This window comes from Streptosporangium sp. CA-115845, from assembly GCF_050943795.1.
Lineage (GTDB): Bacteria > Actinomycetota > Actinomycetes > Streptosporangiales > Streptosporangiaceae > Streptosporangium.
Window position 1 is genome coordinate 1,228,266 of record NZ_CP191988.1, and the last position, 25,448, is coordinate 1,253,713.

Annotated in this window: 25 protein-coding genes; 19 read left to right on the forward strand and 6 right to left on the reverse strand. The window is 69.8% G+C overall.

The window, feature by feature from the left end:
• Nucleotides 1–17 precede the first annotated feature (17 nt).
• The 4 genes from purN (at nucleotide 18) to ACQP0P_RS07990 (ending at nucleotide 3,436) form a co-directional block, all read left to right on the forward strand.
• Nucleotides 18–638 (forward strand): phosphoribosylglycinamide formyltransferase, encoded by a 621-nt coding sequence (gene purN / locus ACQP0P_RS07975; RefSeq protein WP_433372943.1) that lies wholly within the window; start codon nucleotides 18–20, stop codon nucleotides 636–638.
• 45 nt (nucleotides 639–683) lie between these two features.
• On the forward strand, nucleotides 684–2,228 hold the full coding sequence (purH, locus tag ACQP0P_RS07980) for a bifunctional phosphoribosylaminoimidazolecarboxamide formyltransferase/IMP cyclohydrolase (protein WP_433372945.1): 1,545 nt from the start codon (nucleotides 684–686) through the stop codon (nucleotides 2,226–2,228).
• A gap of 151 nt (nucleotides 2,229–2,379) precedes the next feature.
• Nucleotides 2,380–2,562, forward strand: coding sequence for a hypothetical protein (locus tag ACQP0P_RS07985; RefSeq protein WP_350911601.1), 183 nt, complete (start codon nucleotides 2,380–2,382; stop codon nucleotides 2,560–2,562).
• 13 nt (nucleotides 2,563–2,575) lie between these two features.
• A complete protein-coding gene (locus tag ACQP0P_RS07990) occupies nucleotides 2,576–3,436 on the forward strand; it encodes a bifunctional methylenetetrahydrofolate dehydrogenase/methenyltetrahydrofolate cyclohydrolase (protein ID WP_433372947.1) in 861 nt (286 codons plus the stop codon).
• A 201-nt stretch (nucleotides 3,437–3,637) separates the two neighbouring features.
• Here the strand turns inward: ACQP0P_RS07990 and ACQP0P_RS07995 are convergent, their stop codons facing one another.
• Nucleotides 3,638–4,291 (reverse strand): FHA domain-containing protein, encoded by a 654-nt coding sequence (locus tag ACQP0P_RS07995; RefSeq protein ID WP_343968052.1) that lies wholly within the window; start codon nucleotides 4,289–4,291, stop codon nucleotides 3,638–3,640.
• 181 nt (nucleotides 4,292–4,472) lie between these two features.
• Here ACQP0P_RS07995 and ACQP0P_RS08000 point away from each other — a divergent pair, with 181 nt between their 5' ends.
• The 3 genes from ACQP0P_RS08000 (at nucleotide 4,473) to ACQP0P_RS08010 (ending at nucleotide 7,247) form a co-directional block, all read left to right on the forward strand.
• The gene (locus ACQP0P_RS08000) at nucleotides 4,473–5,594 is read left to right on the forward strand and encodes a citrate/2-methylcitrate synthase (RefSeq protein ID WP_433372949.1); all 1,122 of its coding nucleotides are present in this window, start codon (nucleotides 4,473–4,475) and stop codon (nucleotides 5,592–5,594) included.
• Between the two features lie 34 nt (nucleotides 5,595–5,628).
• On the forward strand, nucleotides 5,629–5,919 hold the full coding sequence (locus ACQP0P_RS08005; RefSeq protein WP_433372951.1) for a DUF3017 domain-containing protein: 291 nt from the start codon (nucleotides 5,629–5,631) through the stop codon (nucleotides 5,917–5,919).
• A 113-nt stretch (nucleotides 5,920–6,032) separates the two neighbouring features.
• Nucleotides 6,033–7,247, forward strand: coding sequence for an NADP-dependent isocitrate dehydrogenase (locus ACQP0P_RS08010; protein WP_433372953.1), 1,215 nt, complete (start codon nucleotides 6,033–6,035; stop codon nucleotides 7,245–7,247).
• A 145-nt stretch (nucleotides 7,248–7,392) separates the two neighbouring features.
• Here the strand turns inward: ACQP0P_RS08010 and ACQP0P_RS08015 are convergent, their stop codons facing one another.
• Nucleotides 7,393–8,952, reverse strand: coding sequence for a sigma factor-like helix-turn-helix DNA-binding protein (locus tag ACQP0P_RS08015; RefSeq protein ID WP_433372955.1), 1,560 nt, complete (start codon nucleotides 8,950–8,952; stop codon nucleotides 7,393–7,395).
• A 243-nt stretch (nucleotides 8,953–9,195) separates the two neighbouring features.
• On the opposite strand from ACQP0P_RS08015, the gene ACQP0P_RS08020 reads away from it, so the two are divergent.
• Entirely contained in the window at nucleotides 9,196–11,517 is a 2,322-nt protein-coding gene (locus ACQP0P_RS08020; RefSeq protein WP_433372957.1) for a protein kinase domain-containing protein, read from the forward strand.
• Between the two features lie 65 nt (nucleotides 11,518–11,582).
• Here ACQP0P_RS08020 and ACQP0P_RS08025 read toward each other — a convergent pair whose 3' ends face one another.
• Nucleotides 11,583–11,840 carry a hypothetical protein gene (locus tag ACQP0P_RS08025; protein ID WP_433372960.1) on the reverse strand — a complete coding sequence of 86 codons (258 nt, stop codon included), beginning with the start codon at nucleotides 11,838–11,840 and terminating at the stop codon, nucleotides 11,583–11,585.
• Nucleotides 11,841–11,972: 132 nt separating this feature from the next.
• Here ACQP0P_RS08025 and ACQP0P_RS08030 point away from each other — a divergent pair, with 132 nt between their 5' ends.
• From ACQP0P_RS08030 to ACQP0P_RS08050, 5 genes are all read left to right on the forward strand, one after another.
• On the forward strand, nucleotides 11,973–12,404 hold the full coding sequence (locus tag ACQP0P_RS08030) for a hypothetical protein (protein WP_433372963.1): 432 nt from the start codon (nucleotides 11,973–11,975) through the stop codon (nucleotides 12,402–12,404).
• Nucleotides 12,405–12,621: 217 nt separating this feature from the next.
• A complete protein-coding gene (locus ACQP0P_RS08035) occupies nucleotides 12,622–13,599 on the forward strand; it encodes a malate dehydrogenase (RefSeq protein ID WP_355623815.1) in 978 nt (325 codons plus the stop codon).
• 329 nt (nucleotides 13,600–13,928) lie between these two features.
• Nucleotides 13,929–14,399, forward strand: a complete 471-nt coding sequence (locus tag ACQP0P_RS08040) for a helix-turn-helix domain-containing protein (RefSeq protein ID WP_433372965.1) — start codon at nucleotides 13,929–13,931, stop codon at nucleotides 14,397–14,399.
• Nucleotides 14,348–15,295: an IS607 family element RNA-guided endonuclease TnpB gene (gene tnpB / locus ACQP0P_RS08045; RefSeq protein WP_433381746.1), complete on the forward strand. Its 948-nt coding sequence runs from the start codon at nucleotides 14,348–14,350 to the stop codon at nucleotides 15,293–15,295. Before ACQP0P_RS08040 ends, tnpB begins: the two co-directional genes overlap by 52 nt.
• Before the next feature lie 71 nt (nucleotides 15,296–15,366).
• Nucleotides 15,367–16,206: a hypothetical protein gene (locus ACQP0P_RS08050; protein WP_433372968.1), complete on the forward strand. Its 840-nt coding sequence runs from the start codon at nucleotides 15,367–15,369 to the stop codon at nucleotides 16,204–16,206.
• Between the two features lie 65 nt (nucleotides 16,207–16,271).
• Here ACQP0P_RS08050 and galE read toward each other — a convergent pair whose 3' ends face one another.
• Nucleotides 16,272–17,231, reverse strand: a complete 960-nt coding sequence (galE, locus tag ACQP0P_RS08055) for a UDP-glucose 4-epimerase GalE (protein WP_433372971.1) — start codon at nucleotides 17,229–17,231, stop codon at nucleotides 16,272–16,274.
• 121 nt (nucleotides 17,232–17,352) lie between these two features.
• On the opposite strand from galE, the gene ACQP0P_RS08060 reads away from it, so the two are divergent.
• From ACQP0P_RS08060 to ACQP0P_RS08080, 5 genes are all read left to right on the forward strand, one after another.
• Nucleotides 17,353–18,666 (forward strand): hemolysin family protein, encoded by a 1,314-nt coding sequence (locus tag ACQP0P_RS08060; protein WP_433372974.1) that lies wholly within the window; start codon nucleotides 17,353–17,355, stop codon nucleotides 18,664–18,666.
• A gap of 14 nt (nucleotides 18,667–18,680) precedes the next feature.
• Complete coding sequence (gene trpS, locus ACQP0P_RS08065) at nucleotides 18,681–19,685, forward strand: tryptophan--tRNA ligase (protein WP_433372977.1); 1,005 nt, start codon at nucleotides 18,681–18,683, stop codon at nucleotides 19,683–19,685.
• Between the two features lie 74 nt (nucleotides 19,686–19,759).
• Nucleotides 19,760–20,692: a YihY/virulence factor BrkB family protein gene (locus ACQP0P_RS08070; RefSeq protein ID WP_433372980.1), complete on the forward strand. Its 933-nt coding sequence runs from the start codon at nucleotides 19,760–19,762 to the stop codon at nucleotides 20,690–20,692.
• Between the two features lie 62 nt (nucleotides 20,693–20,754).
• On the forward strand, nucleotides 20,755–21,108 hold the full coding sequence (locus ACQP0P_RS08075) for a PadR family transcriptional regulator (protein WP_350956155.1): 354 nt from the start codon (nucleotides 20,755–20,757) through the stop codon (nucleotides 21,106–21,108).
• Between the two features lie 202 nt (nucleotides 21,109–21,310).
• Nucleotides 21,311–22,363: a hypothetical protein gene (locus tag ACQP0P_RS08080; RefSeq protein ID WP_433372984.1), complete on the forward strand. Its 1,053-nt coding sequence runs from the start codon at nucleotides 21,311–21,313 to the stop codon at nucleotides 22,361–22,363.
• 53 nt (nucleotides 22,364–22,416) lie between these two features.
• Here ACQP0P_RS08080 and ACQP0P_RS08085 read toward each other — a convergent pair whose 3' ends face one another.
• Entirely contained in the window at nucleotides 22,417–23,649 is a 1,233-nt protein-coding gene (locus ACQP0P_RS08085; protein WP_433372987.1) for a D-alanyl-D-alanine carboxypeptidase family protein, read from the reverse strand.
• Nucleotides 23,650–23,736: 87 nt separating this feature from the next.
• On the opposite strand from ACQP0P_RS08085, the gene ACQP0P_RS08090 reads away from it, so the two are divergent.
• On the forward strand, nucleotides 23,737–23,955 hold the full coding sequence (locus ACQP0P_RS08090; protein WP_433372989.1) for an SCO4848 family membrane protein: 219 nt from the start codon (nucleotides 23,737–23,739) through the stop codon (nucleotides 23,953–23,955).
• Here the strand turns inward: ACQP0P_RS08090 and ACQP0P_RS08095 are convergent.
• A complete protein-coding gene (locus ACQP0P_RS08095; RefSeq protein WP_433372992.1) occupies nucleotides 23,914–25,311 on the reverse strand; it encodes a peptide ligase PGM1-related protein in 1,398 nt (465 codons plus the stop codon). The genes ACQP0P_RS08090 and ACQP0P_RS08095 overlap by 42 nt on opposite strands.
• Between the last annotated feature and the right edge of the window lie 137 nt (nucleotides 25,312–25,448).

Sequence of the window (25,448 nt, forward strand, 5' to 3'; positions counted from 1 at the left end):
CCGAATGGAGTGCGTCGGTGTCATCCCAGGCCGTTCGGCTTGTGGTTCTCGTGTCCGGTTCTGGAACCAACCTACAGGCCCTTCTGGACGCTGTGGCAGACGAGACCTACGGTGCCAGAGTGGTGGCCGTGGGTGCCGATCGCGGCGGTGTCGAGGGGCTGGCACGCGCGCAGCGCGCGGGGGTGCCGACCTTCGTGGAGAGGGTGGCCGACCACCCCACCCGCGAGGAGTGGGATCGGGCGCTCGCCGCCCGCATCGCGGCGTACCGGCCGGACCTCGTGATCTGCGCGGGGTTCATGAAGATCCTCGGCAAGCCGACGCTGGAGGCCTTCCCGGTCCTCAACACCCATCCCGCGCTGCTGCCCTCCTTCCCGGGCGCGCACGGTGTGCGCGACGCGCTCTCGTACGGCGTGCGCGTCACCGGCTGCACCGTGATGCTCGCCGACGCGGGCGTCGACACCGGGCCGATCATCGCCCAGGAGGCCGTGCCCGTGCTGGACGACGACGACGAGGCGGCACTGCACGAGCGCATCAAGTCCGTCGAGCGTCAGCTGCTCGTCGACACCGTCGGCCGGATGGCCCGCGAGGGCTGGACCGTCACCGGCAGGACTGTTCGATTCGGACGACCCGGTGGATGAGCCGGGCGCCCCGGAGAAACCGGAACCAACCAGGAGGAGCACGAAGTGACCCGCATCGCCATCCGGCGCGCGTTGATCGCGGTGTATGACAAGAGCGGGCTGGAGGAGTTGGCCCGTGGGCTCGACGCCGCGGGTGTGGAGATCGTCTCCACCGGGGGCACAGCCGCGAAGATCACCTCTTTCGGCGTCCCCGTCACTCCCGTCGAGTCGCTGACCGGCTTCCCCGAGTGCCTCGACGGCCGGGTCAAGACGCTGCATCCGCGCGTGCACGCCGGCCTGTTGGCCGACGGTGGCAACCCCTCCCACGTCAAGCAGCTCGAAGAGCTGGAGATCGAGCCGTTCGAGCTGGTGGTGGTCAACCTCTACCCGTTCCAGGAGACCGTGGCCTCCGGCGCCTCCGGCGCCGAGTGCGTGGAGCAGATCGACATCGGCGGTCCCGCGATGATCCGGGCCGGGGCCAAGAACCACGGCACCGCCGCGGTCGTGGTCGACCCGGCCTCCTACGGTGACGTGCTCGCCGCGGTCGCCGCGGGGGGTTTCACCCTCACCGAGCGCCGCCGTCTGGCCGCCGCCGCGTACGCGCACACCGCCTCCTACGACACCGCGGTGGCCACCTGGTTCGCGGACGTCTACGCGGCCGAGGAGGGCGTGTGGCCGGGCTACCTGGGCGCGGCCTGGGAGCTCAAGTCGCCGCTGCGCTACGGCGAGAACCCGCACCAGGGCGCGGCCCTGTACTCCAGCGGGAAAGCCGGCCTGGCGGACGCCGAGCAGCTGCACGGCAAGGAGATGTCCTACAACAACTACCTGGACGCCGACGCCGCCTGGCGGGCGGCGTGGGACTTCGACGGGCCCGCCGTGGCGATCATCAAGCACCAGAACCCGTGCGGCATCGCGGTCGGCGCCGACGTCGCCGAGGCGCACCGCAAGGCACATGCCTGCGACCCCGTCTCCGCGTACGGCGGCGTGATCGCGGTCAACGCGGAGGTGACCGAGGAACTGGCCCGCCAGATCGCCGAGGTGTTCACCGAGGTCGTGGTGGCTCCCTCCTACACGGCCGAGGCGCTGGCGCAGCTCACCGGTAAGAAGAACATCCGGCTGCTGGCCTGCCCGCGGGGGCCGGCCAACCCGCTGGAGTTCCGCCGGATCGACGGCGGCCTGCTGGTGCAGAACGCCGACCGGGTCGACGCCCCGGGCGACGATCCGTCCACCTGGGAACTGAAGGCGGGGCCCGCCGCCTCCGCCGAGGTCCTCGCGGATCTGGCCTTCGCCTGGCGGGCGTGCCGCTCGGTGAAGTCCAACGCGATCCTGCTGGCCGCGGACGGCGCGAGCGTGGGCGTCGGCATGGGCCAGGTCAACCGGGTCGACTCGGCACGGCTCGCGGTATCCAGGGCGGGCGAGCGCGTCCAGGGGGCCGTGGCGGCCTCCGACGCGTTCTTCCCCTTCGCCGACGGCCTGCAGATCCTCATCGACGCGGGAGTGAGGGCGGTCGTGGAGCCGGGTGGCTCGATCAGGGACGAGGAGGTCATCGCCGCGGCCGAGGCGGCGGGGGTGACCCTCTACTTCACCGGCACCCGTCACTTCTTCCACTGATCTCCTCTTCCGGGTGCGGCTGCCGCACAGGTGTGGCAGCCGTACCCGGGAGATAGGAGAGTGGCGAATTAGACAGGATTACTTGGGTGAAAAAGGTTTGACCTGCGATTAGTCTGAAGCGTCCCTTTCGTTCCTGTCGCGGAGACCCCTCATGCCACTGCTCGACCACGCTCTGTACTCCTTCGTGATCATGCAGGATTTCTGGGGTAGTCCATGGATGATGATCATCATCGCGCTCGGTGCGGCCTACCTCGGCGGGCGGGTCGTGGAGTGGATCCCCTTCACCCGCAGGATCATCGAGCGGAGGGAAGCGGAGCGCGATCCGTCCTCGTGAGAGGGTTGGCGGTATGAGTGCGCGGATTCTCGACGGCAAGGCCACAGCGGCAAAGATCAAGGCAGATCTCACGACGCGGGTGACCGCGCTGAAGGAGCAGGGCATCGTCCCCGGGCTCGGCACGGTTCTGGTGGGAGAGGACCCGGGCAGCCAGATCTACGTGGCGGGCAAGCACCGCGACTGCGCGGAGGTCGGCATCTCCTCCCTCCGCAGGGACCTGCCGGAGAACGCCACCCAGGCCGAGGTCGAGGCGGTCGTCGACGAGCTCAACGCCTCCGAGGAGTGCACCGGCTACATCGTCCAGCTCCCGCTGCCCCGTCACCTCGACACGCAGGCGCTGATCGAACGGATGGACCCGGCGAAGGACGCCGACGGCCTCCACCCGGCCAACCTGGGCCGTCTGGTCCACATGGTCGACGCGCCGCTGCCCTGCACGCCGTACGGCATCGTCATGCTCCTGCAGGAGTACGGGGTGCCGCTCAAGGGGGCGGAGGTCGTCGTGGTCGGCCGCGGCATCACCGTGGGCCGCTCGCTCGGCCTGCTGCTGACCCGCCGCTCGGAGAACGCCACGGTCACCCTCTGCCACACCGGCACCCAGGACCTCGCGGCCCACACCAGGCACGCGGACATCGTCGTCGCCGCGGCCGGGGTGCCGCATCTGATCACCGCGGACATGGTGAAGCCGGGCGCCGCCGTGCTGGACGTCGGTGTCTCCCGGGTCGACGGGAAGATCGCCGGTGACATCGCCCCCGGCGTCGAGGAGGTCGCGGGCCTCCTCACCCCCAACCCCGGCGGTGTAGGCCCGATGACCCGGGCCATGTTGCTCACCAACGTGGTCGAGGCCGCGGAGAGGCGCGCCCGCGAGCGGGGCTGACCCCGCGGGCAGGCAGCCCCCGCGTACGGGCCGGTCTCATCGGGCCGGTCTCACGAGGCCGACTTCGCAGGACCGATCTCACCGAAGAAGCCCCACCGGACAGGCCTCGCCGAGCAGGCCGCGCGGGGCGGCCCTCATCGAGCAGGCCGATATCCCCGGGTGACCGGTCCCAGGACGGGACCGGTCACCCGGGTGGCCAGGCTACGACGCCCTGCGGTTCGCGGCGGTGGCCGCCGTCTGGGACTCCGGGGCGCCGGTGGCGCGCTGCGAGGGCACCACGGGGGTGGGCCTCACCAGCCCCAGGGCGACGACCTCGTTCGCCAGCCTGGTACGCCGGTTGGTCCCCTCGGGGATCCGGAACTTCTGGTAGAGACGCAGGAGATGCTGCTTGACGGCCGCCTCCGTCACCACCAGGTCGTCGGCGATCTCCCTGGCCGTGGCCGGTGCGACGAACGCCTCGTCCGACAACGCCGGACGGCAGAGCGACGTCAGGACGTCCACCTCCCGCCTGGTCAGCTCCGGTGCCGCGGCGCGGCGGAGCTCGACCTCCGGGGCGAAGTCCTCGCGAGGCACTCCGCCGATCCTGCCTCGTGCCGCGCCGAAGGACACCACGTCACCGTCGTCAAGCACCCTCCGGGCGATCGGTCGGCCGTTGACCCGGGTGCCGTTGCGGGACAGGCCCAGATCAACGACATACAGGTAGGGTCCGCGCCGGACGAATTCCGCGTGCAGCCGGGACACACTCGGATCGGTCAGCCGGATGTCCACTCCACGGCCACGTCCGATCGTTGTGATCTCGGGGCGCAACGGGACCACTTCACCGGTGTCCTCGATGCGTATGAACGGCCCCTCCACGGCAGTTCCTCCCCAGGTAGCCCGCCGTAACTATTCCTACAGCTCCGGCTTACCCAAACGAGGTGATGGGGAATCTCCTTTGCCAGAAGGAGAATCATTCCTGAAATTGGCCTGGACCTCTCGGGAGGGTTTCCGCTGCTCACAGGTAGACTTCGGGCACAGATAAGCGGAGGAAACACTCATGGCGGACAAACCCACCAAAGGTCTCGCCGATGTCGTAGCCGCGTCCACAGCGCTCAGCGACATCGACGGTCAGGCCGGTCGCCTCTTCTATCGTGGCTACGACATCCACGATCTGGCCGGCCGCACCACCTTCGAAGAGACCGCGCACCTGCTGCAGTACGGCACGCTCCCCACCCGGGAACAGCTCTCGGCGTACGAGGCGGAACTGGTTCGAGGGCGTACGCTCGGCACGCTCGTCGAGGCCAACATCTCGGAGATCGCGGAGAGACAGGCCCCGATGGAGGCGCTGCGCACGCTGGTCTCGCTGGCCGGAGGTGATGATCCGGACAAGGACTCCAACGCCCCCGAGGCGAACCTGCGCAAGGCCGCCAGGTTGACCGCGCAGCAGCCGATCCTCGTCGCCCGCTACCACGCGGCCAGGACCGGTGCCGTCATCTGTGACCCGGACCCCTCCCTGAGCGTGGCGGCGAACTTCCTCCTCCAGATCACCGGCCGTACCCCCGGTGAGCGCGAGGTCGAGATCTTCGACGCCTGCCTGGTCCTGCACGCCGACCACACGATGAACGCCTCCACGTTCGCCGCCCGGGTCTGCGCCGCGACCCTGTCCGACATGCACTCGGCCATCGTGGCGGCCATCGGCACCCTCAAGGGCCCCCTGCACGGCGGCGCCAACGAGCAGGTCATGCGCACCCTGGAGTCGCTCGACGCGGGTGCCGTCGCCCAGTCGGTACGCGACAGGCTCGCCGCGGGCGAGAAGATCATGGGCTTCGGGCACCGGGTCTACAAGACCGAGGACCCGCGCGCCACGCACCTGCGCCAGATGTCGCGGGAGCTCGGCGAGGCATCCGGTGACGACACGTACTACCGGATGTCGAAGGAGATGGAGGAGGTCGTCTTCGAGACCAAGGGCCTCTACCCGAACGTCGACTTCTACGCGGCGACGGTCTACCACTACCTCGGCATCCCGACGGACCTGTTCACCCCGGTCTTCTCGGTCAGCCGCATGTCAGGATGGACCGCACACGTCATCGAGCAGCATGCCGACAACCGGCTGATCCGCCCGGACAGCGAGTACATCGGCGAACGGGACCAGAAGTGGAAGCCGATCGCCGAGCGATGAGTCGGAATCAGAGGCGAGAGCGGAGGGCGGGTCGATGAACGCGCGAGCGGTGAACGTGAGCGAGGAACGTTGGGGACCGTATCCGCTGGTGGTGGCCGGTGCGGTCGCCGCGATGGTCTTCGCGGTGCTGCTGGACATGCCCGAGTGGGGCGGTTTCGCCCTCGGCGCCGTCATGACACTGGGGGCACTGGCCCGGCTGGCCGGAGGCGGGCGGCTCGCCGTGCGCCGCAAGACCACGGACGCCCTCACCCTCGCCGTTCTCGGAATCGCCCTGATGGCGGGCGGGCTGATCCTCGAATTCCCGGCTCTCATGCCGATGCGATAGGTCGGACGAGCGGGTACGCCGCAAGGCGGTTGGCCCTGTCCGATAGCCTCAACGGCCAGTGAGCCTCAAAAAGGACTGTCTGGCCAATTTAGTTCAGAAGGGGAACCACACGCATGCCCAAGATCAAGGTAGAGGGCCCCGTCGTCGAGCTTGACGGCGACGAGATGACCCGGATCATCTGGCAGTTCATCAAGGACCAGCTGATCCTTCCCTACCTCGACGTCGATCTGAAGTACTACGACCTCGGGATCGAGCACCGCGACGCCACCGACGACCAGGTGACGATCGACGCCGCCAACGCGATCAAGCAGTACGGAGTCGGCGTCAAGTGCGCCACGATCACTCCTGACGAGGCTCGGGTCGAGGAGTTCGGCCTCAAGAAGATGTGGAAGTCCCCGAACGGGACCATCCGCAACATTCTCGGCGGTGTCATCTTCCGCGAGCCGATCATCATGTCCAACGTGCCGAGGCTCGTCCCCGGCTGGACCAAGCCGATCATCATCGGCCGTCACGCGTTCGGCGACCAGTACCGCGCCACCGACCTGAAGATCCCCGGCGAGGGCACCCTGACCCTCACCTACACGCCCAAGGACGGCTCGGAGCCGATCGAGCTCGACGTCTACGACTTCCCCGGCCCCGGCATCGCGATGGCGATGTACAACCTGGACGACTCGATCCGCGACTTCGCCCGCGCCTCCATGCGGTACGGCCTGTCGCGCGGTTACCCGGTCTACCTCTCCACCAAGAACACGATCCTGAAGGCCTACGACGGCCGCTTCAAGGACATCTTCGCCGAGGTCTTCGAAGAGGAATTCGCGGCTGATTTCAAGAAGGCGGGCATCACCTACGAGCACCGCCTGATCGACGACATGGTCGCCGCGGCGCTCAAGTGGGAGGGCGGATACGTCTGGGCCGCCAAGAACTACGACGGCGACGTCCAGTCCGACACCGTCGCCCAGGGCTTCGGCTCCCTCGGACTGATGACCTCGGTCCTGCTCACCCCCGACGGCCGGACCGTCGAGGCCGAGGCCGCCCACGGCACGGTGACCCGTCACTACCGTGAGCACCAGAAGGGCAACCCCACCTCCACGAACCCGATCGCCTCGATCTTCGCGTGGACCCGGGGCCTCCAGCACCGCGGCAAGCTCGACAACACCCCCGCGGTGATCGACTTCGCGAACAAGCTGGAGCAGGTCTGCGTCGAGACCGTCGAAGGCGGTCAGATGACCAAGGACCTCGCCCTGCTGGTCGGCGGCGACGCCAAGTGGCTGACCACCCAGGACTTCCTGGCGGCGCTGGACGAGAACCTGAAGAAGAAGATGGCCTGACCGGCGTCAGGTCAGCCCCCGACCACGAGAAAGGGCCGCCCCCGGCGGCCCTTTTCCGTGTTTTCCTGTTGGTCGTACGGGGTCACGGGGCCGTCGTGTCTCCAGGGCGGGGTGGCCCTCCACGGCCCCTGTTGGTCGTACGGGGTCATGGGGCCGCCGCGGCCCCCAGCACGATCGGGGCGTCGGCGGGGAGGCCGGGCAGGGGGCGCGCCCGTCCGGTGACGGCGTCCACCCGGAAGAGACCGAGGGGGTCGCCGCCGTCCCTGGCGCTCATCCTGACGACCACCTCGCGGGTGTCCAGCCAGCTCACCACCTCGGCGGTGGCGGGCCGCTCCGTCTCGGGGAGCGGGAGCCGCCTGAAGACCCGCCGCGACTCGGCGTCGATGACATGGAGACTGTGGGGGTCCTCGCCCTTCCCCGCGACGATCGCGGCGGAGTACCTACCGCTGGGAGAGTCGGCCCAGGTTCCGTACCTCTTGCCAAGCCAGGCGGCGGCCTTCTCGGTCGGCGGCAGCCGCTCCGCGGGTACGGACGTCAGGTCGCCGGTCGTGAAGTCGGTTCGCAGCCGCCGCTCGCCGAGCGTGACCGTGAAGTGGCGGCCGTTGGAGGAGACGCTCACCAGCGTGCCGTTCTCGGTGTCGGCGGAGGCGAGAACCGGCGACAGGTAGCGCTTCACCCCGCTGCCGAGGTCGTGGGCGACATAGCGGCGCTCCGCCGCGCTGAGGTAGGCGATGCGGCGCCCGTCGTGGCTGATGGCGGGAACCAGCCGAGGGTGCTCCTCGCCGTCGCCGCGCGCGAGACGCTGAGCGGCGTCGGGGACGCTCAGCGTCGACTCGCAGGGACCTGGGCCCTCGCACGCGGGAAGACCGGGAGCAGAGCTCTCAGGGCCGCTGGAGGCCAGCGTCAGGGTCCAGCCCGCGCAGGTCACGTCGCCGGCCCGCGCCGGGGACGTGCCGTCCGGCTGGACGCCCCGGCCGGGACAGAGTCCGGGGACCGCGTAGCGGATCACCGCGGAGGTCCGCGGTGCCTGCCACGGTGCCGGGGTGGCGCTCGGTGCGGGGCTGGAGACCGCCCGTACCGGCTCCTGGGCCTGTGCGGCGTGCGGCCGGTTCCGCTCGCCCAGCGCCGAGTTCCATACCTCCGCACGCTGGAGCATGACGAAGGCGGCGATCAGGCCGACCGGTACCAGCGCCGCCGCCACGGCGAGGAGGGCTCCCCGGTTGCGACGCCGCCTGAGCGTGCGCATGGACCGGGCGCTGAGGTCGGGAACCGACGCCTCGCCCGCCGCCGTGGCCATCCTGGTGACGAGGCGGGTCTCGTTCCCCTTGGTGAGGGTGTCGACCGCCTCGGTGATCTCCGCCTGCACCGTCTTCTCCGGCAGCCCGAGGACGGAGGCCATCTCGGCGCGGCTCCTGCCGTCGTGCAGGCAGGCGACGACGAGGAGGCGCTGCCGGGGAGGAAGCCGCACCAGAGCCGTCGGTCCGGCGGCGCTCGGCCGCGCCAGGAAGCGGCGGTAGAGCGCGATCTGGGCATGCGTGGTGGGGTTCTCCCACACCGGTGGCGGCCAGGAGAGGGCGACCGTGTGGAAGGACCGCAGGGCGAGGCGGATGGCCTGCTCGTGGCTGCCGGTGAGAAGGAGGGCGGTGCCGACGAGGGAACGCTGATCGCGCTGCACGAACTCGCGATAACCGATATATCGGCGCATGGAAGTTTTTGCTCCGGCTTGCCTGAGGGACGTACAACGGTAGCGATCTAAGCGGCTGGAGCGCCAGATTGGGGTGAATGTCGGAGATTGGGGAGTGAACGTGTCTGGCATCTCACCATGACGGGGGCTGTGGACATGGCCACGTTGTAGGAAAACTGAGGTCACGTCGGGATAACAAAGGGAGGCTGTGAGTCATGGCACCGTAAAGTTTGCCACGTCGGAGATTACGAGACCGTGGGGACGATGATGCCGGAGATCGCGCCACTGGAAGCGGGAGAGCCGCGCCAGCTCGGGCCGTTCCGCGTCGTCGGGAAGATCGGCGAGGGCGGGCAGGGAATCGTCTACCTCGGGATCAACGCCGCGGGGGAGCGGGCGGCGATCAAGCTGCTGCACGTGAAGTTCTCCGGCGACGCCACCGCCAGGTCCAGGTTCGCCAGGGAGGCGCGGGCGGCCCAGCGGGTCGCGTCCTTCTGTACGGCGGCCGTCCTGGACGCCGACCTCAAGGGCGACACCCCCTACATCGCGAGTGAGTACATCGAGGGCAGGTCACTGAGCGAGGTCGTGGAGACCGACGGCCCCCTGCGGGGCGCCGCGCTGCAGCGGCTGGCGATCGGCACGGCCACCGCGCTCACCGCGATCCACCACGCCTCGATCGTGCACCGCGATTTCAAGCCGGACAACGTGCTCATCGCCGCCGACGGCCCGAGGGTCGTCGACTTCGGCATCGCCCGCATCCTCGACTCCACCGGCACGATCACCAGCCGGGCCATCGGCACCCCCGCCTACATGGCGCCCGAGCAGATCTCCGGCTCCGACGTCGGGCCGCACACCGACGTCTTCGCCTGGGGAGCGACCATCGCGTTCGCCGCGACCGGCGAGACGATCTTCGAAGGGAGGTCGATCGCCGTGGTGCTCAACCGCATCCTCAACTACGAGGTCGACCTCGGCTCGCTGCCGCAGCCGCTGCGCGGTGTGGTCACCTCGGCGCTGGCCAAGTCACCCGCCAACCGGCCCTCGGCGGACCAGATCCTGCTCAGGATGCTCGGCCATCCCGAGACGGTGAACGCCTCGCCCGCGATCCTCACCCAGGGGGCCAAGGTCGCCGCCCCCGACGAGCTCCGCTCCCGCACCCAGAACCGCGACGAGTCCCAGGCCCGTGATCAGGGGCGCGACCGGCCCCGGCCCCGTGCCCAAGGTCCGGGCCCCGACGACGACGCGACCAGTCTGATGCGCACCCCGACTCACCGGACGAACGCCCCGGGTGAGCCGGTCCTTCCGTCCACCGGGTTCCGGGTGGGAAACCCCGTCCAGGACCAGCCCCTCCGCCCTGGTCAGGAGGGCACCGGTATCGAGGGACAGGGGGGCCGGACCAGGCGGCCGGGGCAGGGCGAACGCCATGAGGCCTCCGGCCGGGGCGACCTCCCGTCCGCGCACGGTCCCGCGGAGAACCCGTCCCACCCCGACCAGCGCTCTCCGGAGCACCGCCCGTCGAGCTACCGGGAGTACCCCTCGTCTCCCGGGTATGGCGAGTACCCGTCCTCTCCCGGCTACCGGGAGTACCCCTCGTCTCCCGGATACGGCGACAGCGTGGCCTCCCCGGAACAGGCGGGGGAGGTGCCGCCGCCCAGCTGGCAGGTGTCCGCGACCCTTGTCGGCGGGCCGGCGGCGCCGCCGGCCCGCCGACAGGGGAGGCGCTGGATCGCCATCGGGGTCGCCGTGCTGCTGATCGCGGGGGCGGCGTTCGCCGCGGTCCGCTGGTGGCCGAGGACCGTCTCCCAGAGCGGGCCGGAGTCGGCCGGGACCGCCCGCCCCTCGTACACCTCGGTGGTCGACAAGGCCGCCCAGACGGGCAGGCTCACCATCGGCGTGCGCGACTTCCTGCCCGGCATCGCACTGAACAACGGCGGGAAGTGGGGCGGCTTCGAGATCGACCTGGCCCTGGAGATCGCCAAGGCGCTGGGGGTGCCGGAGAGCGGCGTCACCTTCAGGTCCACCGCCCGCGCGGAGCGGCCGAAGCTGCTGGCGGACGGTGACATCGACCTGGTCCTGGCGACCTACTCGATCAACGACACCGACGACGTCACCTTCGCGGGGCCCTACTACCTCGCCCACGTCGACGCTCTCGTCAAGGACGGCTCACCGATCGTGACCGTGAAGGGCCTGGAGGGCAGCCGGATGTGCCAGCCGGCCGCCAGTGTCTCCGTGGCCGTGATCCAGGACGTGGTCGAGCGGCTCACCCTGGTGCCCGCCCAGACCTACTCCGAGTGCGTCGACAAGCTGCGGGCCGGTGAGGTCGACGCGATCCCCGGCGACGACCTGCTGCTGGCCGGCTTCGGCAACCGGGAGAGCATCCGCTACAAGCTGCTCGGCCTCAAGCTCACCGACGAGCGCTACGCGGTGGCGCTCAAGAAGGGCGACAGGCGCACCTGCGAGGCCGTCAGGGGAGCGATCGCCGCTCTCTACAAGGACGGTACGGTCCGCAGGCTGCTCGACAAGCACTTCTCCAGGGTCGAGTTTCCCGGACGGGAGAACGGCCGCCCCGCCATGGCCACCTGCGCCCAGTAGGGCCTGGCCGGCTGTCCTGTCCCTCAAGCGGGGGCCAGGCCGGCCGTACGCGTGGCCGAGGTGGGTCAGTCCTCGTCGGCGGGCAGGGCGAAGAGCCGGATGTGCAGGGGGCGCGCGTCCGGCGGAGCGTCTTCCGCCCGATGGCTGTACTTCATCAGCAGCGCGACGTAGGCGTCGAAGAACTCCTGGAACTCGGCCTTGGTCATCCGGCCGAGACCGCGCGATCCTCTGGCCCAGTCGGGGTCGCGCCGGTACGCCTCGGGAAAGCGCTCGAACAGCACGCGATCCTCGTCCATGCCGATCCGGTGGAACTCGGCGAGCACGGGGCGGTCCTCGGGGGCGAGCTGGTCGGGCGTGGGCAGCCGAATGTCTCTTGGTTCCTCGACCTTGCGCCACCAGCGCTCCCTGCTCGCCGAGCGCTCAGGGATCTCCTCGATGAAGCCGGATTTCTCGAGTTGGCGCAGGTGGTAACCGGTCGTGCCGGTATTGGCGCCGAGCGACTCGTCGCGTTCGCCGCCTATCCGCTGGTCGCGCTGGCGCGTCGGCTACGCGGCGGCTCGCGGGCGCCGGTGAGCAGGGCCGCGAGGTTCCTCAGCGCCGGAGGGCTCGCGGTGGTGCTCGGGTCGCTCTCCTACCTGTTCTACCTGATGATGACCGGCGGCAAGCTGGCCGCTCCCGGCCCCGTGCTGGCCGAACGCCCGCTGATCTGGCTCGCGCTGCAGGCCCTCGCGGCGGCTTCCGCGGTCGCCGCGGTTCTCACCGCGCCGGCCTGGTACCGCGCCCGCGGGTCCGTGCCGGCGGGGGAGAGGGTACGGCTCGGCCTCCTGGTCGCCGGCGGGCTGGTGTTCATCCCGTGGGGCCTCTACTGGGGCCTGCTGCTTCCGTGACAGCCGCACCTTTCATGCGGCTTGCGTCAGGGGAGTCGACGTCGTGGTGAGTGCTGTCTCGCAGGCGAGCGTCTCGGCGGCGCGCCGTGCCCGCCAGGGCACCCGCCACGCCGATTCCGCCGACTGGAAGCCGGATGGGGGCACTCGCCCGACGGTCGTTCGTCGTGTGCGGGTAGCATCCGAGCGTCACAATTCATCCTTCGAGTGGGGGAAGGTCATGGCCCAGACTCCCGTAAAGGTCACCGTCACCGGTGCCGCCGGTCAGATCGGCTACGCGCTGCTTTTCCGCATCGCCTCGGGCCAGCTGCTGGGCGCCGACGTCCCGGTCAAGCTGAGCCTCCTGGAGATCCCGCAGGCGGTCAAGGCCGCTGAGGGCACCGCGATGGAGCTCGACGACTGCGCGTTCCCGCTGCTGAGCGGCATCGAGGTCACCGACGACGCGAACGCGGCGTTCGACGGCACCAGCGTCGCACTCCTGGTCGGTGCCCGTCCCCGGACCAAGGGCATGGAGCGCGGAGACCTTCTCCAGGCCAACGGCGGCATCTTCGGCCCGCAGGGCAAGGCGATCAACGACAACGCGGCGGACGACATCCGCGTGCTGGTGGTCGGCAACCCGGCCAACACCAACGCGCTCATCGCCCAGCAGCACGCCCCGGACGTCCCGGCCGAGCGCTTCACCGCGATGACCCGCCTCGACCACAACCGCGCGCTCTCCCAGCTCGCCGCCAAGCTCCAGGTCCCGGTCAGCGAGATCAAGAAGATGACCATCTGGGGCAACCACTCCGCCACCCAGTACCCCGACCTCTTCCACACCGAGGTCGGTGGCAAGATCGCCGCCGAACTGGTCGACGAGGCCTGGCTGCGCGACACCTTCATTCCCACCGTCGCCAAGCGCGGCGCCGCGATCATCGAGGCCCGTGGCGCGTCCTCGGCCGCCTCCGCCGCCAACGCGGCGATCGACCACGTCTTCGACTGGGTCAACGGCGCCGAGTGGACCTCGGCCGCGATCCCCTCCGACGGCTCGTACGGCGTGCCCGAGGGGCTCATCTCCTCCTTCCCGGTCGTCTCGCGCGACGGCAAGTGGGAGATCGTCCAGGGTCTGGAGATCGACGCCTTCTCCCGTGAGCGGATCGACGCCACGGTGCGCGAGCTTGAGGAGGAGCGTTCCGCGGTGCGTGAGCTCGGTCTCATCTGAGCGGACGTTTCCCAGTCAGCGCTCGAAGGGGGCCCCGGTGAACCGGGGCCCCCTTCGCGTCCCGGCTCACCGGGAGTACGTCCGGCTCCCGGAGAACACGGACGGCAGAGGGGTGTGAACTGCTGGGTGTTTCATCAGTTTTTATCAGTTCCCCTCTGGGTTCTTCCGCCCGGTGGGCCGAGGTGTTGGAGGGAATGGCACGCGACACCGGAGTTCAGTTTCGGGCCGGCGTCAAGGTTTCTTCCCGTTGAGAAGTTGTTGACCATCCCCTGAAAGTAAGCTCACCGCTATCGATTGGCAGCGGTGAGTGAAGCCTGGGGGTGGGGTGGTTGCGGATTCATCAGGCCTACCGCTACGCCCTCGATCCCACTCCCGCCCTGGTGGCCGACTTGTTCTCGCATGGTGGGGCGGCGCGGTTCGCGTTCAACTGGGCGCTGGCACGGGTCAAGGCCGCGCTGGATCAGCGCGCCGCCGAGCGGTCTTATGGGGTGCCCGCTGAGCTGCTGACCGAGGTGCCGTGGTCGCTGTACGCGCTGCGCAAACTGTGGAACGCGGCCAAGGGTGAGGTGGCGCCGTGGTGGGCGGAGAACTCCAAGGAGGCCTACAACACCGGCCTGGAGGCTCTGGCACGGGCGTTGGCGAACTGGTCGGCCTCCCGCAAAGGCAGCCGGGTGGGTAAGCAGGTCGGGTTCCCCGGTTCAAGTCCAAGCACCGCACCACCTCCGCCTGCCGGTTCACCACTGGCACCATCCGCGTCGAGGCTGATCGCCGTCACATCACGCTGCCGCGGCTGGGCATGATCCGCACCTGCGAGTCCACCCGCAAGCTGGCCCGTCACCTGGAGCGGGGTACCGGGCGGATCCTGTCGGCGACCGTCCGCTGTGAGGGGGGCCGCTGGTTCGTGGCGTTCACCTGCGAGATCGACCGCATCGAACGCACCCCGACCCGACCAGACGCGGTGGTGGGGGTGGACCTGGGGGTCGGGAATCTCGCGGTGTTGTCCACCGGCAGGGTCATCGACAATCCCACCCACCACCGCACGGCGTTGCGGCGGTTGCGTCGGCTGAACAAGCAACTGGCCCGCCGGACCGGTCCGCGCGCCCCAGACGGTGGCCGCCAGGAGTCCTCCCGGCGCTGGCGCCAGACCAAGGTGGCGCTGGGTAGGGCGCACGCCCGGGTGGCGAACCGGCGGCGCGACGGTCTGCACAAGCTCACCACCCGCCTGGCGGGCACCTACGGCACGATCGTGGTCGAGAACCTCAACGTGTCCGGCATGCCGGCCAACCGGCGCCTGGCTCGCACGGTGGCCGACACCGGGATGGGTGAGGTGAGACGGCAGCTCACCTACAAGACCGGCTGGAGTGGCGGGCGGCTGGTGGTGGCCGATCGGTGGTATCCGTCCAGTAAGACGTGTTCGGGTTGCGGTGTGGTGAAAGCCAAGCTGCCCCTGTCCGAGCGCACCTATGAGTGCACCGGGTGTGGTCTGGTCCTGGACCGGGATCTGAACGCCGCCCGTAATCTGGCCGCGCTCGTGGCCGACGTCGCCCAGAGTCGCGGGGAGACGATAAACGCCCGCCGAGGAGCGGTAGGACCCGGCATCCGTGCTGGGCACGCACCGATGAAACGGGAACCCCGGCAACGGGGAACGCCGCCACGGCAACGCGGCGGCTCGCTGACTCTCACGGACAAACACTGAGAATTAGCGAACAGAAAAGGCGGCGTGTCGATCATCGCGGAGCGGTGTGTCCCGGCGTTCAATGATCACCTATGGTCGGGGGATCGCTGTTCAGGGAGCACGTCGCGGTACGGATCGTCGCAGGGGTGATCTGTCTCGTGCTCGCGACGGTACCCCGGGCGGCGTCGGCCTCGCCCGATGACGAGGGCTGGGGCGGCGCCGACCTGTCGGTGCGGCTGACCGTCTCCCCGAAGCGCGCGCAACCGGGACAGCCGCTGACCTACCGTGCCGAGGTGCGCAACGCCGGCCCCGGAGACGCGGTGCTGCCGCTGCTCACGGTCCGGCTGCCCGACGGGGTGGAGGTGATCGGGGTCAACGTCGCCGAGTGCCTCCCCGGTGCCACCACCGGTGAGGTGGTCTGCGCCGCGACGAAGGACGTCCCCGCCGGGCAGACCGGTGGGGTGACGATCAACGGGGTGGTCAGGTCCGGCGCGCGGGGCCCGCTGACGGCGAGCGCGACGCTCTCCTCCGAGGTCGTGGACGACGACGAGACGAACAACCACTCCCAGACGCTGACCGAGGTGGACGACGGTACGGACCTCGCGGTCAGGCTCTCGCGTGCGGCGCGCGCGGGCCGTCTGGTCACCGTGTCCGCGGTGGTGCGCAACCGCGGGCCGCGGCGTGTCCACGACGCCGGGGTCTTCTTCGACACCGGCGGCGCGCGCCTCATGTCGGCGAGGGGCGCGCGGTGCGACTCCCATCCCGCCTACGTCGGCTGCAGGCTGCGTACGGTCGGCGCGGGCAGGAGGGTGAGTTTCATGCTCGCCTTCGTGGCCCGCGGGCACGCGCCGCGGGCCGAGGCGACCGTCTACTCCCTGCGGCTGGGTGACCGCCGTCCGGCCAACAACACGGCCCGCTTCAGCCTGAGGTAGGCATGGTCCTCCGAGCCGGCGGGTGGCCGGCGCCGGGCAGGTGTCTCGGGCGCGGCGGGAGGCGGTCAGCCGGTCAGGGCGGCCCAGGCGTCGGCGACGACGTCACGGAGCGACGGGTGCTCCGGCTTCCAGCCGAGCTCGTGCCGGATCTTCTCGGCGGAGGCCACCAGCACGGCCGGGTCACCGGCGCGACGCTCGCGCACGACCGCGGGGATCTCGTGGCCGGTCACCTCGCGGCAGACCGACAGCACCTCGGAGACCGAGAAGCCGGTCCCGTTACCCAGGTTGTAGATCTTGTGCTCGCCCGGCGAGCAGGCGTCCAGCGCCAGCAGGTGGGCCCTGGCGAGGTCGGCCAGATGGATGTAGTCGCGCACGCATGTGCCGTCGGGGGTCGGGTAGTCCGTGCCGAACAGGCTGACGGACTCGCGTCCGCCGAGTGGGACGGCGAGGATGTTGGGAATCAGGTGGGTCTCTGTGGTGTGACGCTCGCGGTAGACGTTGCCGTCCCCGGCGGTGTAGGCGCCGCCCACGTTGAAGTAGCGCAGGCTCACCGCGGCCAGGCCGTACAGCCCGGCGAACGTGCTCAGCGCGGTGTCGACCGCGAGCTTGGACGCGCCGTAGGGGTTGGTGGGCCGGGTCGGGTCGGTCTCCAGGATCGGGGAGCGCTCCGGCTCGCCGTACGTCGCGGCGGTGGAGGAGAAGACGATCCTGCCCACCCCGGCGCCCCGCATGGCGTCGAGCAGGGCCAGGGTGCCGCCGAGGTTGTGCGCCCAGTACAGGCCGGGCCGCTCCACGGACTCGCCGACCAGGGACTTCGCCGCGAAGTGCAGCACTCCGTCGATGCCGTTGAGCACCCCGGCGGCCTCGGTGATCGACCCCTCGACGAAGCGGGCGCCCGGTGGCACCGCGTCGGCGTGGCCGGTGGAGAGGTCGTCCAGCACGGTGACCTCGTGGCCCGCCTCGACGAGTTGTGCCGCCACGGCGCTGCCTATGTATCCGGCGCCTCCGGTGACGAGCAGCTTCACGGAGCCTCCTGTTTGATGTTGTTTGTACTTGTTTATTTTTGTAACCCTACGCCAGCATATGCTGGCACATCAAATATCGGCCACCGCCGGAACGGGCGACCGCCATGACGGAGACGATCTCGTGAACAGCGTCCTGGCGAACATCGCCTTGGTCATGCTCTTCGTACTGATCGGAGGCTTCTTCGCCGCGGCCGAGATGGCCATGGTCTCCCTCAGGGAGAGCCAGGTCAGGCGGCTCGGCGCCCGGGGGCGCAGGGGGGTGAGGGCCGCCAGGCTCGCCCGGGACCCCAACCGTTTCCTGTCCGCGGTGCAGATCGGCGTCACCGTGGCGACCATGCTCTCGGCCGCCCTGGGCGCCGACACCCTGGCCAGGGACCTCACCCCGGTGGTGACGGGCTGGGGGGTGCCGGAGGCCGTGGCGGACCCGCTCGCCCTGGTGCTGGTCACGCTGGTGATCTCGTACGCCTCGCTGGTCTTCGGCGAGCTCGCGCCCAAGCGGATCGCCAGGCAGCGCGCCGAGGGGATCTCACTGCTGGTCGCGCCGTTCCTCGACAGGATGGCCGCGCTCTCGCGGCCGATCATCTGGGCGCTGTCCAAGTCCACCGACGGGGTGGTGAAGCTGCTCGGCGGCGACCCGGGCACCGACCGCGAGGAGATCTCCACCGAGGAACTGCGCGAGATGGTGGTGGGCCACCAGGAGCTCACCGACGACGAGCGCCACCTGATCGGCGAGGTCTTCGCGGCGGGCAAGCGGCAGCTCCGCGAGGTGATGCTGCCGCGCACCGAGGTGGAGTTCATGGCCGCCGACACGCGGCTGGCCGAGGCGGCGATCCTGGCCGCGGCCATGCCGCACTCCCGCTTCCCCGTCTACCGGGACTCCTACGATGACATCGTGGGCTTCGTCCACATCCGTGACCTGCTCGACCCGGTGCTGACCGGCTCCATCGAGCCGATCAGCGAGCTGGTGCCGATCCGCCCGGTCAAGCTGGTCCCCACCAGCAAGCGGGTGATGGCCACGCTGTCGGAGATGCGCAGGGAGGGACACCACCTGGCGATCGTGGTCGACGAGTACGGCGGCACCGCGGGCATCGTCACCCTGGAGGACCTGGTCGAGGAGCTGATCGGCGACATCCGCGACGAGCACGACGTGGCGGACGAGCACGTCGCGCTGCCCGCGGGGGAGGTCGAGCTCGATGGGCTGGCCAACCTCGACGAGGTGGCGGCCGAGAGCGGGATCCGCCTGGCCGACGGCCCGTACGAGACCCTCGGCGGGTTCGTCATGTCGAAACTCGGCCATCTGCCCGCGCTCGGGGAGCGGGTGGAGATCCCCGGGTTCGAGTTGAAGGTCACCGACATGGACGGCCGCAGGGTCGCCAGAGTCAGGATCAAGCGGAGCACCTCACGGGCCGAGGCGCCGACCACTCCCGACAGCTGACAGAATTGACGGCTATGGCCAGCCCTCGCGTCCTGTCGGGAATCCAGCCCACCGCCGACTCCTTCCACCTGGGAAACTACCTCGGTGCGGTGCGGCAGTACGTCGCGATGCAGGAGGGCTACGACGCCTTCTACTGCGTCGTCGACCTGCACGCGATCACGGTGGACTACCGTCCGGAGGAGCTGCGCAGGCGCTCCAGGATCGCCGCCGCCCAGCTCTTCGCCGCCGGCCTCGACCCTGAGCGGTCCACGGTCTTCGTGCAGAGCCACGTCCGCGAGCACACCGAGCTGGCCTGGGTGCTGATCTGCCTCACCGGCATGGGCGAGGCGGGGCGGATGACCCAGTTCAAGGACAAGTCGGCCAAGCACGGCGAGAGCTCGGCCAGCGTGGGCCTGTTCACCTACCCGATCCTGCAGGCCGCCGACATCATGCTCTACCAGGCCAACAAGGTTCCGGTCGGCGCCGACCAGAAGCAGCACCTGGAGCTCACCCGCGACCTCGCGCAGCGCTTCAACCACCGCTTCGGCGAGACCTTCACGGTGCCCGAGCCGCACATCGTCAAGGGGGTCGAGAAGATCACCGACCTCCAGGAACCGACGGCGAAGATGTCGAAGTCCTCCTCCTCGCCCGCCGGCATCCTCGACCTGCTGGAGCAGCCGGGGCCGCTCCGCAAGAAGATCATGCGCGCGGTCACCGACACCGGTTCCGAGGTCCTCGCCGACGACGAGAACAAGCCGGGCATCACCAACCTGCTGCGCATCCAGTCCGCGCTGAGCGGGACGCCCATCGGTGAGCTGGAGGCCCGCTACGTCGGGCAGGGATACGGCACCTTCAAGAAGGACGTCGCCGAGCTCGTGGTCGACACCTTCACCCCGATCCGCGAGCGGACCGAGAAGCTGCTTGCCGACGAGGCCGAGCTCGACCGGCTGCTCGCCGTCGGGGCCGCGCGGGCCCGCGCGGTGGCCGCCGAGACCATGGCCAAGGTCCGCGACCGGGTGGGCTTCCTGCCCACCCCGTGATCCTCCGGGTACGCACGGCTGCTTTTTCACCGCCGTCCACGGTCGGGACGGCGGTGACTGGGTAGAGGGCGCACGTGGCAAGTGTGATGGAACGCGTGCAGGCGGGTCGTGAACGGTTCAGCGCGGTGCTGGGCACGGCCCGGATCAGGTGGCCCTGGTTCGACCATCTGGTCAGGACCTTCCAGCGCTACCAGATCCAGTCCGGCGACCGGCTCGCGGGAGCGATCAGCTACTTCGCCTTCCTGTCGTTCTTCCCGATCATCGCGCTGGCCTTCGCGGTGTTCGGCTACTTCCTCTCCGTCAGGCCCGACGCCACCGCGACCCTGCGGGAGGCGATCAACCAGTACCTGCCGGGTCTCGCCGACAAGCTGCCGATCCAGGAGATCGCCGACTCGCGGACGAGCGCGGGCGTCATCGGCCTGCTCGGGTTGCTCTACGCCGGGCTCGGCGCGATCGACGCGCTGCGCGGCGCGCTGCGCGAGATCTCCATGACCACCGAGCCGCCGCTCAACTTCCTGCTGGCCAAGCTCAGGGACCTGTCGGCGCTCGTCCTCCTCGGCACCACCATGGTCGCCTCGGTGCTGGTCGGCGGTTTCGCCACCCAGGCTAGCGGGACCGTGGCCGAATGGCTGGGGCTGTCGGAGTCGGCGGTCGGCAGGGGCACGATCTGGCTGGTCGGCGTGACGGTCAGCGCGCTCGCCGACGTCGTCGTCTTCCTGATCATCCTGCGCTGGCTGGGGCGCTCCAGACAGCCGCTCCAGGTGCTGCTGCGCGGCGCCCTGTTCGGCGCGGTCGGCTTCGCCCTGCTCAAGCAACTCGCGGCGCTGCTCCTCTCGCACATCCTGAACAACCCCGTCTACGGGGTGTTCGCCGTGGTGGTCGGCCTGCTGGTCTGGATCAACCTCTCGGCCCGGGTCATCATGTACACCGCCGCCTGGACCGCGACGGCCTCCCTCGGCCCCCCGCCCTACCCCACTCCGATCCCCGCCAACGCCATCCCCCACTGATCCGGGCATCTCCCTTGGTCTGCTCTACCTAATATCATGCTTACCGATATATGCTGTGAGGCATGACTCCAAGGGCGATGACGGAGCCCGCGTTCCTCATCCTGACCGCGCTGGTCGATGCGCCGTGTCACGGCTACGGCATCGTGCGGGAGGTCGAGCAACTGTCCGGCGGGCGGGTCCGGCTCAAGGTCGGCACGCTGTACGGCGTGCTCGACCGGCTGGCGGGCGACGGGCTGGTGGCTCTCGACCGTGAGGAGGTCCAGCAGGGGCGGCTGCGCCGTTACTACCGGCTCACCGACGCGGGGTCGCGGACGCTGGAGGCCGAGGCCGTCCGGCTCGCGGAGAACGCCAGGACCGCGGTCGACCGCCTCCGCGCCAGGCGCGGGCGTCCGTCCGTCGCGGGCGGGCCGGCGTGAGGGCGGGGCACTCCGGGCGACCCGGCGAAGCCGTTCGATGAACTCGTGAAGACCGGCGAGAGGACGATTCCACCGATGAACGAGCAGAGCGACGCCTCAGCCGCCTCCGGGGCGGTGTGCCGGTGAGCGGGCGCGACGGTGACCCGAGGCGATTCGGATGCGCCGCCGGCAGGGTGGCGGCAGGTGAGCGGGTGGTGCGCCGGTGAGCCTGCTGGAGGAGCGCTACCGCTACTGGCTGCGTTTGCTGCCCGCCTCCTACCGTGCCGAGCGCGAGGAGGAGATGGTCGCCGTCTTCCTGGAGGGCTCGCCGGACGTCTCCGACGCGGACGGGCCCCGGCCTCGCTGGTCGGAGATCGCCAGCGTGGCCGCGCTGGCGGTCCGGGTCCGCCTCGGCGGCGCGGGCGCGGCGCCGAGATCCCTCTCGTGGGGCGAGACGGTCCGCCTGGTGGCCCTGCTGGGGCTGCTCTTCCAGGCCTTCCTCGCGGTCCTGACCGTCGCGGCCGCCTTGCACACGTACGGGGTGATCGGCACGGCCGATCCTTCGCTCGCCCAGGTGGCAGGACCCCTCGGATCGGCTGAGCGGCTCGCGAACATTCTGCGGAGCCTGGCCGGAGCCGTCTGGATCGCGCCCTTCGTCGCGCTCGTCCTCGGCCAGGCGCGCACGGCCAAGGCGCCGGCTCTCCTCGCCTTCGTGGTGGATCTGCTCGTCCTGACGGATTCGGTGGGGTGGGGCCCGTTCGAGGCACTGGCCTGGTCGCTGATGCCGGTGGTCACTCTGTCGGCTCTGTGGACCGGCTTCCACCGTGATGTCCGGCCGGCTCGCCGCCCCCGGTGGCTGCTCATGCTGCCCCTCGCCGCGGGCATCGTGTTCGACGTGCTGTTCCGGCTGGTGGCGGCCCCTGACATACCAGCCTGGTGGTGGCCATGGCTCGACCCCCTCGGACTCGCGAGCACGTTGATCCTGGGCGCGGGTATCGGCTACGGGTATGTGCACCTCCGCTCTCCCGCCCGGCGCACACCCTCGTGGCCGCTGGCCCTGGCGATCCTGGCGGTGCCGGTGCTCTGCGCCCGCCTCGCCGGGCTTGACCACGGCTTCGACGCCGCCGACGAGGTGAGCCGGATCATCATGCTCGGCACGCTCGGCCAGACGGCGGTGCTCCTGCTCGTCGCCCTGGTGCTCGCCGTTCTGGGATTCAGGGCCCTGCCCGCCGCCCAGGGCCCGTCGCCAGAGCCTCCTCGGATGACGTATTCGTGACCCTGGTCGTGTTCCGCGGATCGTCGCCATGGTCACGAGCCGCGGAACACGCCTCAGCGGAAGCGCCTGCGCAGGCCGTACGCCAGCCAGAGCAGGCCGCCGAGCAGGCCCGCGCCGAGGACGTAGTAGCCGATCGGGATGCCCTCGTCGGCGGGCCTGGCGGACGCGGCGGGGTTCTGGGTGGAACCGTGGGTGGGGGCGGCGGGGGGCGCCGAGGCGGTCGGGGGAGCGGGCAGCGGGGTGGGTTCGGGGATCGGGTCGACCAGCTGTCCGACCGGGGTGACCTTGCCGCGGTTGGCGAAGCCCCAGTCGAGCAGGTCGGCGACCTCCTCCCAGAAGTAGCCGTCGTGGCGCATGATCGACACGATGATCGTGTGACCGTTGCGCTTGGCCGCGCCGACGAAGCTGCCCAGGGCCTTGGAGGTCCAGCCGTTCTTGACGCCGATCATGCCCTTGTAGCGCCAGAGCAGCTTGTTGTGGTTGCCGATCTCGTAGTAACCCTTGGGCGCCGGGAACTTGTCGGTTTTTGTGCTGATATATCGCCGAAAGTCGGCGTTGGCCAGGCCGGCGCGGGCGATCAGTGCCAGGTCGTACGCCGAGCTGCTCTGGCCGGGCTTGTCCAGCCCGCTCGGGGTCTTGGCCACCGTGTCGAAAGCCTGCAGGCGCTTGGCCTCGGCGTTCATGTCCGCCAGGGTCGCGGCCAGGCCGCCGTTGGCCTCGGCCAGCGCCATCGCGCAGTCGTTGCCCGAGACCAGCATCAGCGCCTTGAACAGGTCGTCGACGGTGTAGAGGGGCTTGGTGACCAGGCCGACCGCGCTGCCCTCCTCGTTCACGGCGCGGCTGCTCGGCCTGATCCTCCGGTTCTTGTCCAGCTTCGGGATCAGGGTGAGCGCGGTCAGCGCCTTCAGCGTGCTCGCGGGCAGGTAGCGCCCGTGGGCGTCCTTGGCCGCCAGCACCGCGCCGGTCTCGGCGTCGGCGATCACGTACGCCTTCGCGGCGGTCTTCGGCGGGGCCTTCACGCCCGAGGGGACGATGAGGCCCCGCTCGGCGAGCCGGGAGCCGCCGACCGGCTCCCTCTCGCCCCGTGCGTGCGGGCCCAGCGAACCGGCGCCCGCGAGGTGGTTCAGGAGATCCGTACTCGGCGGACCGGCCGGCGAGCCGGTGGCCGCCCGTAGGGTCGGCGAACCGGCCGCGGACACGCCCGCGGTCCTGGCCTGAGCGGGCGCGCCGAGAAAGGTGGTCGCCGCGAGCAGCACCCCGACGGGCGCGAGATGTTTGATCCCCATGATGATCTCAGGGTAGCTTCGTGCCGGTTCGCATAGAGTTAGAGGTGCCCTGACCAGGTGCGGGCCACTCGGCGGGATACTGACATCATGCAAATATCACGAAAGATCGCCGCTTTTCTGATCGGCCTTGCCGCTTTCATGATCTTCGAATGGATCACTCTTGGCTTCAACCTCGCGGACGGCCATCCGACGGCCTTCTACGTGGTCCACGGAATCCTGATCGCCGTCAACATCGTGCTCGCGATCGTGCTCGGCGTGATCGGCCTACGCGGTTGGTCGCAGCGTAAGCAGGGTTCTTCGGTGTAGCTCGGCGGCCTCCTCGGCGGAGTCGCCGATGCTGGTGAACCCCAGCTTGCCGAACTCGGTGACCGCGCCCAGCAGGTGCAGCACGTTCCCGGTGCGGCTCTCGCGGTCGAAGCCGAGACCCGCATCGTGAACCAGCTTGACGACCTCCCCGGGGGTGCGGCCCTTCAGCGTGGGGGAGGCGCAGTTGTCCGTCGCCACGTAGTACTTCGGCCGCCCGTCGCGCACCAGCGTGCCGGTACCGGGATCGTACGACGCGCCGGTGGTCAGGATCGCGGCGCCGAGCGGGTGGGTGGTGCCGCCGATGCGCAGGTTGATCTCGCACAGCAACGTCCGGTAGCCGCCGTCGGTCTTGACGGCGAAGAAGTCGACGCCGAACAGCCCCACCACGCCGCGGCCCGCCAGGACCCTGGCGATCCGCTCGGTGTACGCGCCCAGCTCGGCGCGGTACTCCCGCCGGGCGGGGAAGCTGCAGCCCTGGTAGACATCCCCGTTGGGACCGCCGAGGACCTGCTCGTGGGTGGCGACCACGTCGTAGACGCCGCCGGGGGTGATCCTCGCCAGCGCGCTGGGGGAGCACAGCGGCCGGTCCTCGATGAACTCCTCGATCACCGCCCCCCGCTCGGCGATCTTCTCGGCGAACGTCGTCCAGTTCTCGTCGGAGGCGGAGAAGCTCGTGGGGCAGGAGACGAGCGGCCGGTCGTCCTTGGTCACGATGGCGTTCCCGAGCCCCGAGTAGCTGTTGTTGAGCTTGACCATCAGCCTGGTCGTGGGGCTCATCGCGCGGGCGGCGTGCTCCACCTCGGTCAGCGAACGCAGGTCGCCGAAGCCCCTGAGCGTCGGCACCCCGGCCTCGTCGCCGATCGCGCGTCCACCGCTCTTGGACCCCAGGTGGGCCAGGGAGGTGGCCGGGCCGTACACCGGCAGGGAGAGCAGCTCGGCGAGGCGTTCCTCGTACTCGCTCACCACGAACGGCACCATCCAGGCGCCTCCGCCGTCCTCGCGGGTCTTTCGACGGTCCCCGAGCGCGGCGCGGACACGCTCGATCACGTCCGGGCGGCGCAGCAGCGCCTCGCTGAGCGGGTGCGTGTCGGGATCATCCAAACTGATCATTTGCAGGCGGGTACGGGCTTCGTCCGGATCGTCGAGGAAGCTCAGGTAGTAGTCCACGACCGCGTCGTTCACCGGCATCGAGGTGAGGTAGACGACCTCGACCTTCGGCTCTCTCAGGGTGAGGAGCAGGAAGAGCAGTCGTTCCTCGTAGCAGAGGGCTCCGGTGATCCTGCGCAGTTCATCCTGGGGAAGCGACAACGAGGGAAGGACCACCAGCGTGCCCTCGTCCGGTTCAAATATGCTCAAACGCGACTGCCTCTCCCCGAATGGGATGTTAGCGATCATGTGAGGAGTGAAACATGCATTCATCCCATTTACATCACTCCGCCGGGTTCGATGACCGGCACCGGAGGTCAGGTAAATTGCCAGGTCGGCGATGTTTG

Coding starts and splice junctions, on each gene's coding strand:
- ACQP0P_RS07985 (WP_350911601.1), top strand. CDS start 2,380: ATGCCACTGCTCGACCACGCTCTGTACTCCTTCGTGATCATGCAGGAT.
- ACQP0P_RS07990 (WP_433372947.1), top strand. CDS start 2,576: ATGAGTGCGCGGATTCTCGACGGCAAGGCCACAGCGGCAAAGATCAAG.
- ACQP0P_RS08000 (WP_433372949.1), top strand. CDS start 4,473: ATGGCGGACAAACCCACCAAAGGTCTCGCCGATGTCGTAGCCGCGTCC.
- ACQP0P_RS08005 (WP_433372951.1), top strand. CDS start 5,629: ATGAACGCGCGAGCGGTGAACGTGAGCGAGGAACGTTGGGGACCGTAT.
- ACQP0P_RS08010 (WP_433372953.1), top strand. CDS start 6,033: ATGCCCAAGATCAAGGTAGAGGGCCCCGTCGTCGAGCTTGACGGCGAC.
- ACQP0P_RS08015 (WP_433372955.1), bottom strand. CDS start 8,952: ATGCGCCGATATATCGGTTATCGCGAGTTCGTGCAGCGCGATCAGCGT.
- ACQP0P_RS08020 (WP_433372957.1), top strand. CDS start 9,196: ATGATGCCGGAGATCGCGCCACTGGAAGCGGGAGAGCCGCGCCAGCTC.
- ACQP0P_RS08035 (WP_355623815.1), top strand. CDS start 12,622: ATGGCCCAGACTCCCGTAAAGGTCACCGTCACCGGTGCCGCCGGTCAG.
- ACQP0P_RS08050 (WP_433372968.1), top strand. CDS start 15,367: ATGGTCGGGGGATCGCTGTTCAGGGAGCACGTCGCGGTACGGATCGTC.
- trpS (WP_433372977.1), top strand. CDS start 18,681: ATGGCCAGCCCTCGCGTCCTGTCGGGAATCCAGCCCACCGCCGACTCC.
- ACQP0P_RS08075 (WP_350956155.1), top strand. CDS start 20,755: ATGACTCCAAGGGCGATGACGGAGCCCGCGTTCCTCATCCTGACCGCG.
- ACQP0P_RS08085 (WP_433372987.1), bottom strand. CDS start 23,649: ATGGGGATCAAACATCTCGCGCCCGTCGGGGTGCTGCTCGCGGCGACC.
- ACQP0P_RS08090 (WP_433372989.1), top strand. CDS start 23,737: ATGCAAATATCACGAAAGATCGCCGCTTTTCTGATCGGCCTTGCCGCT.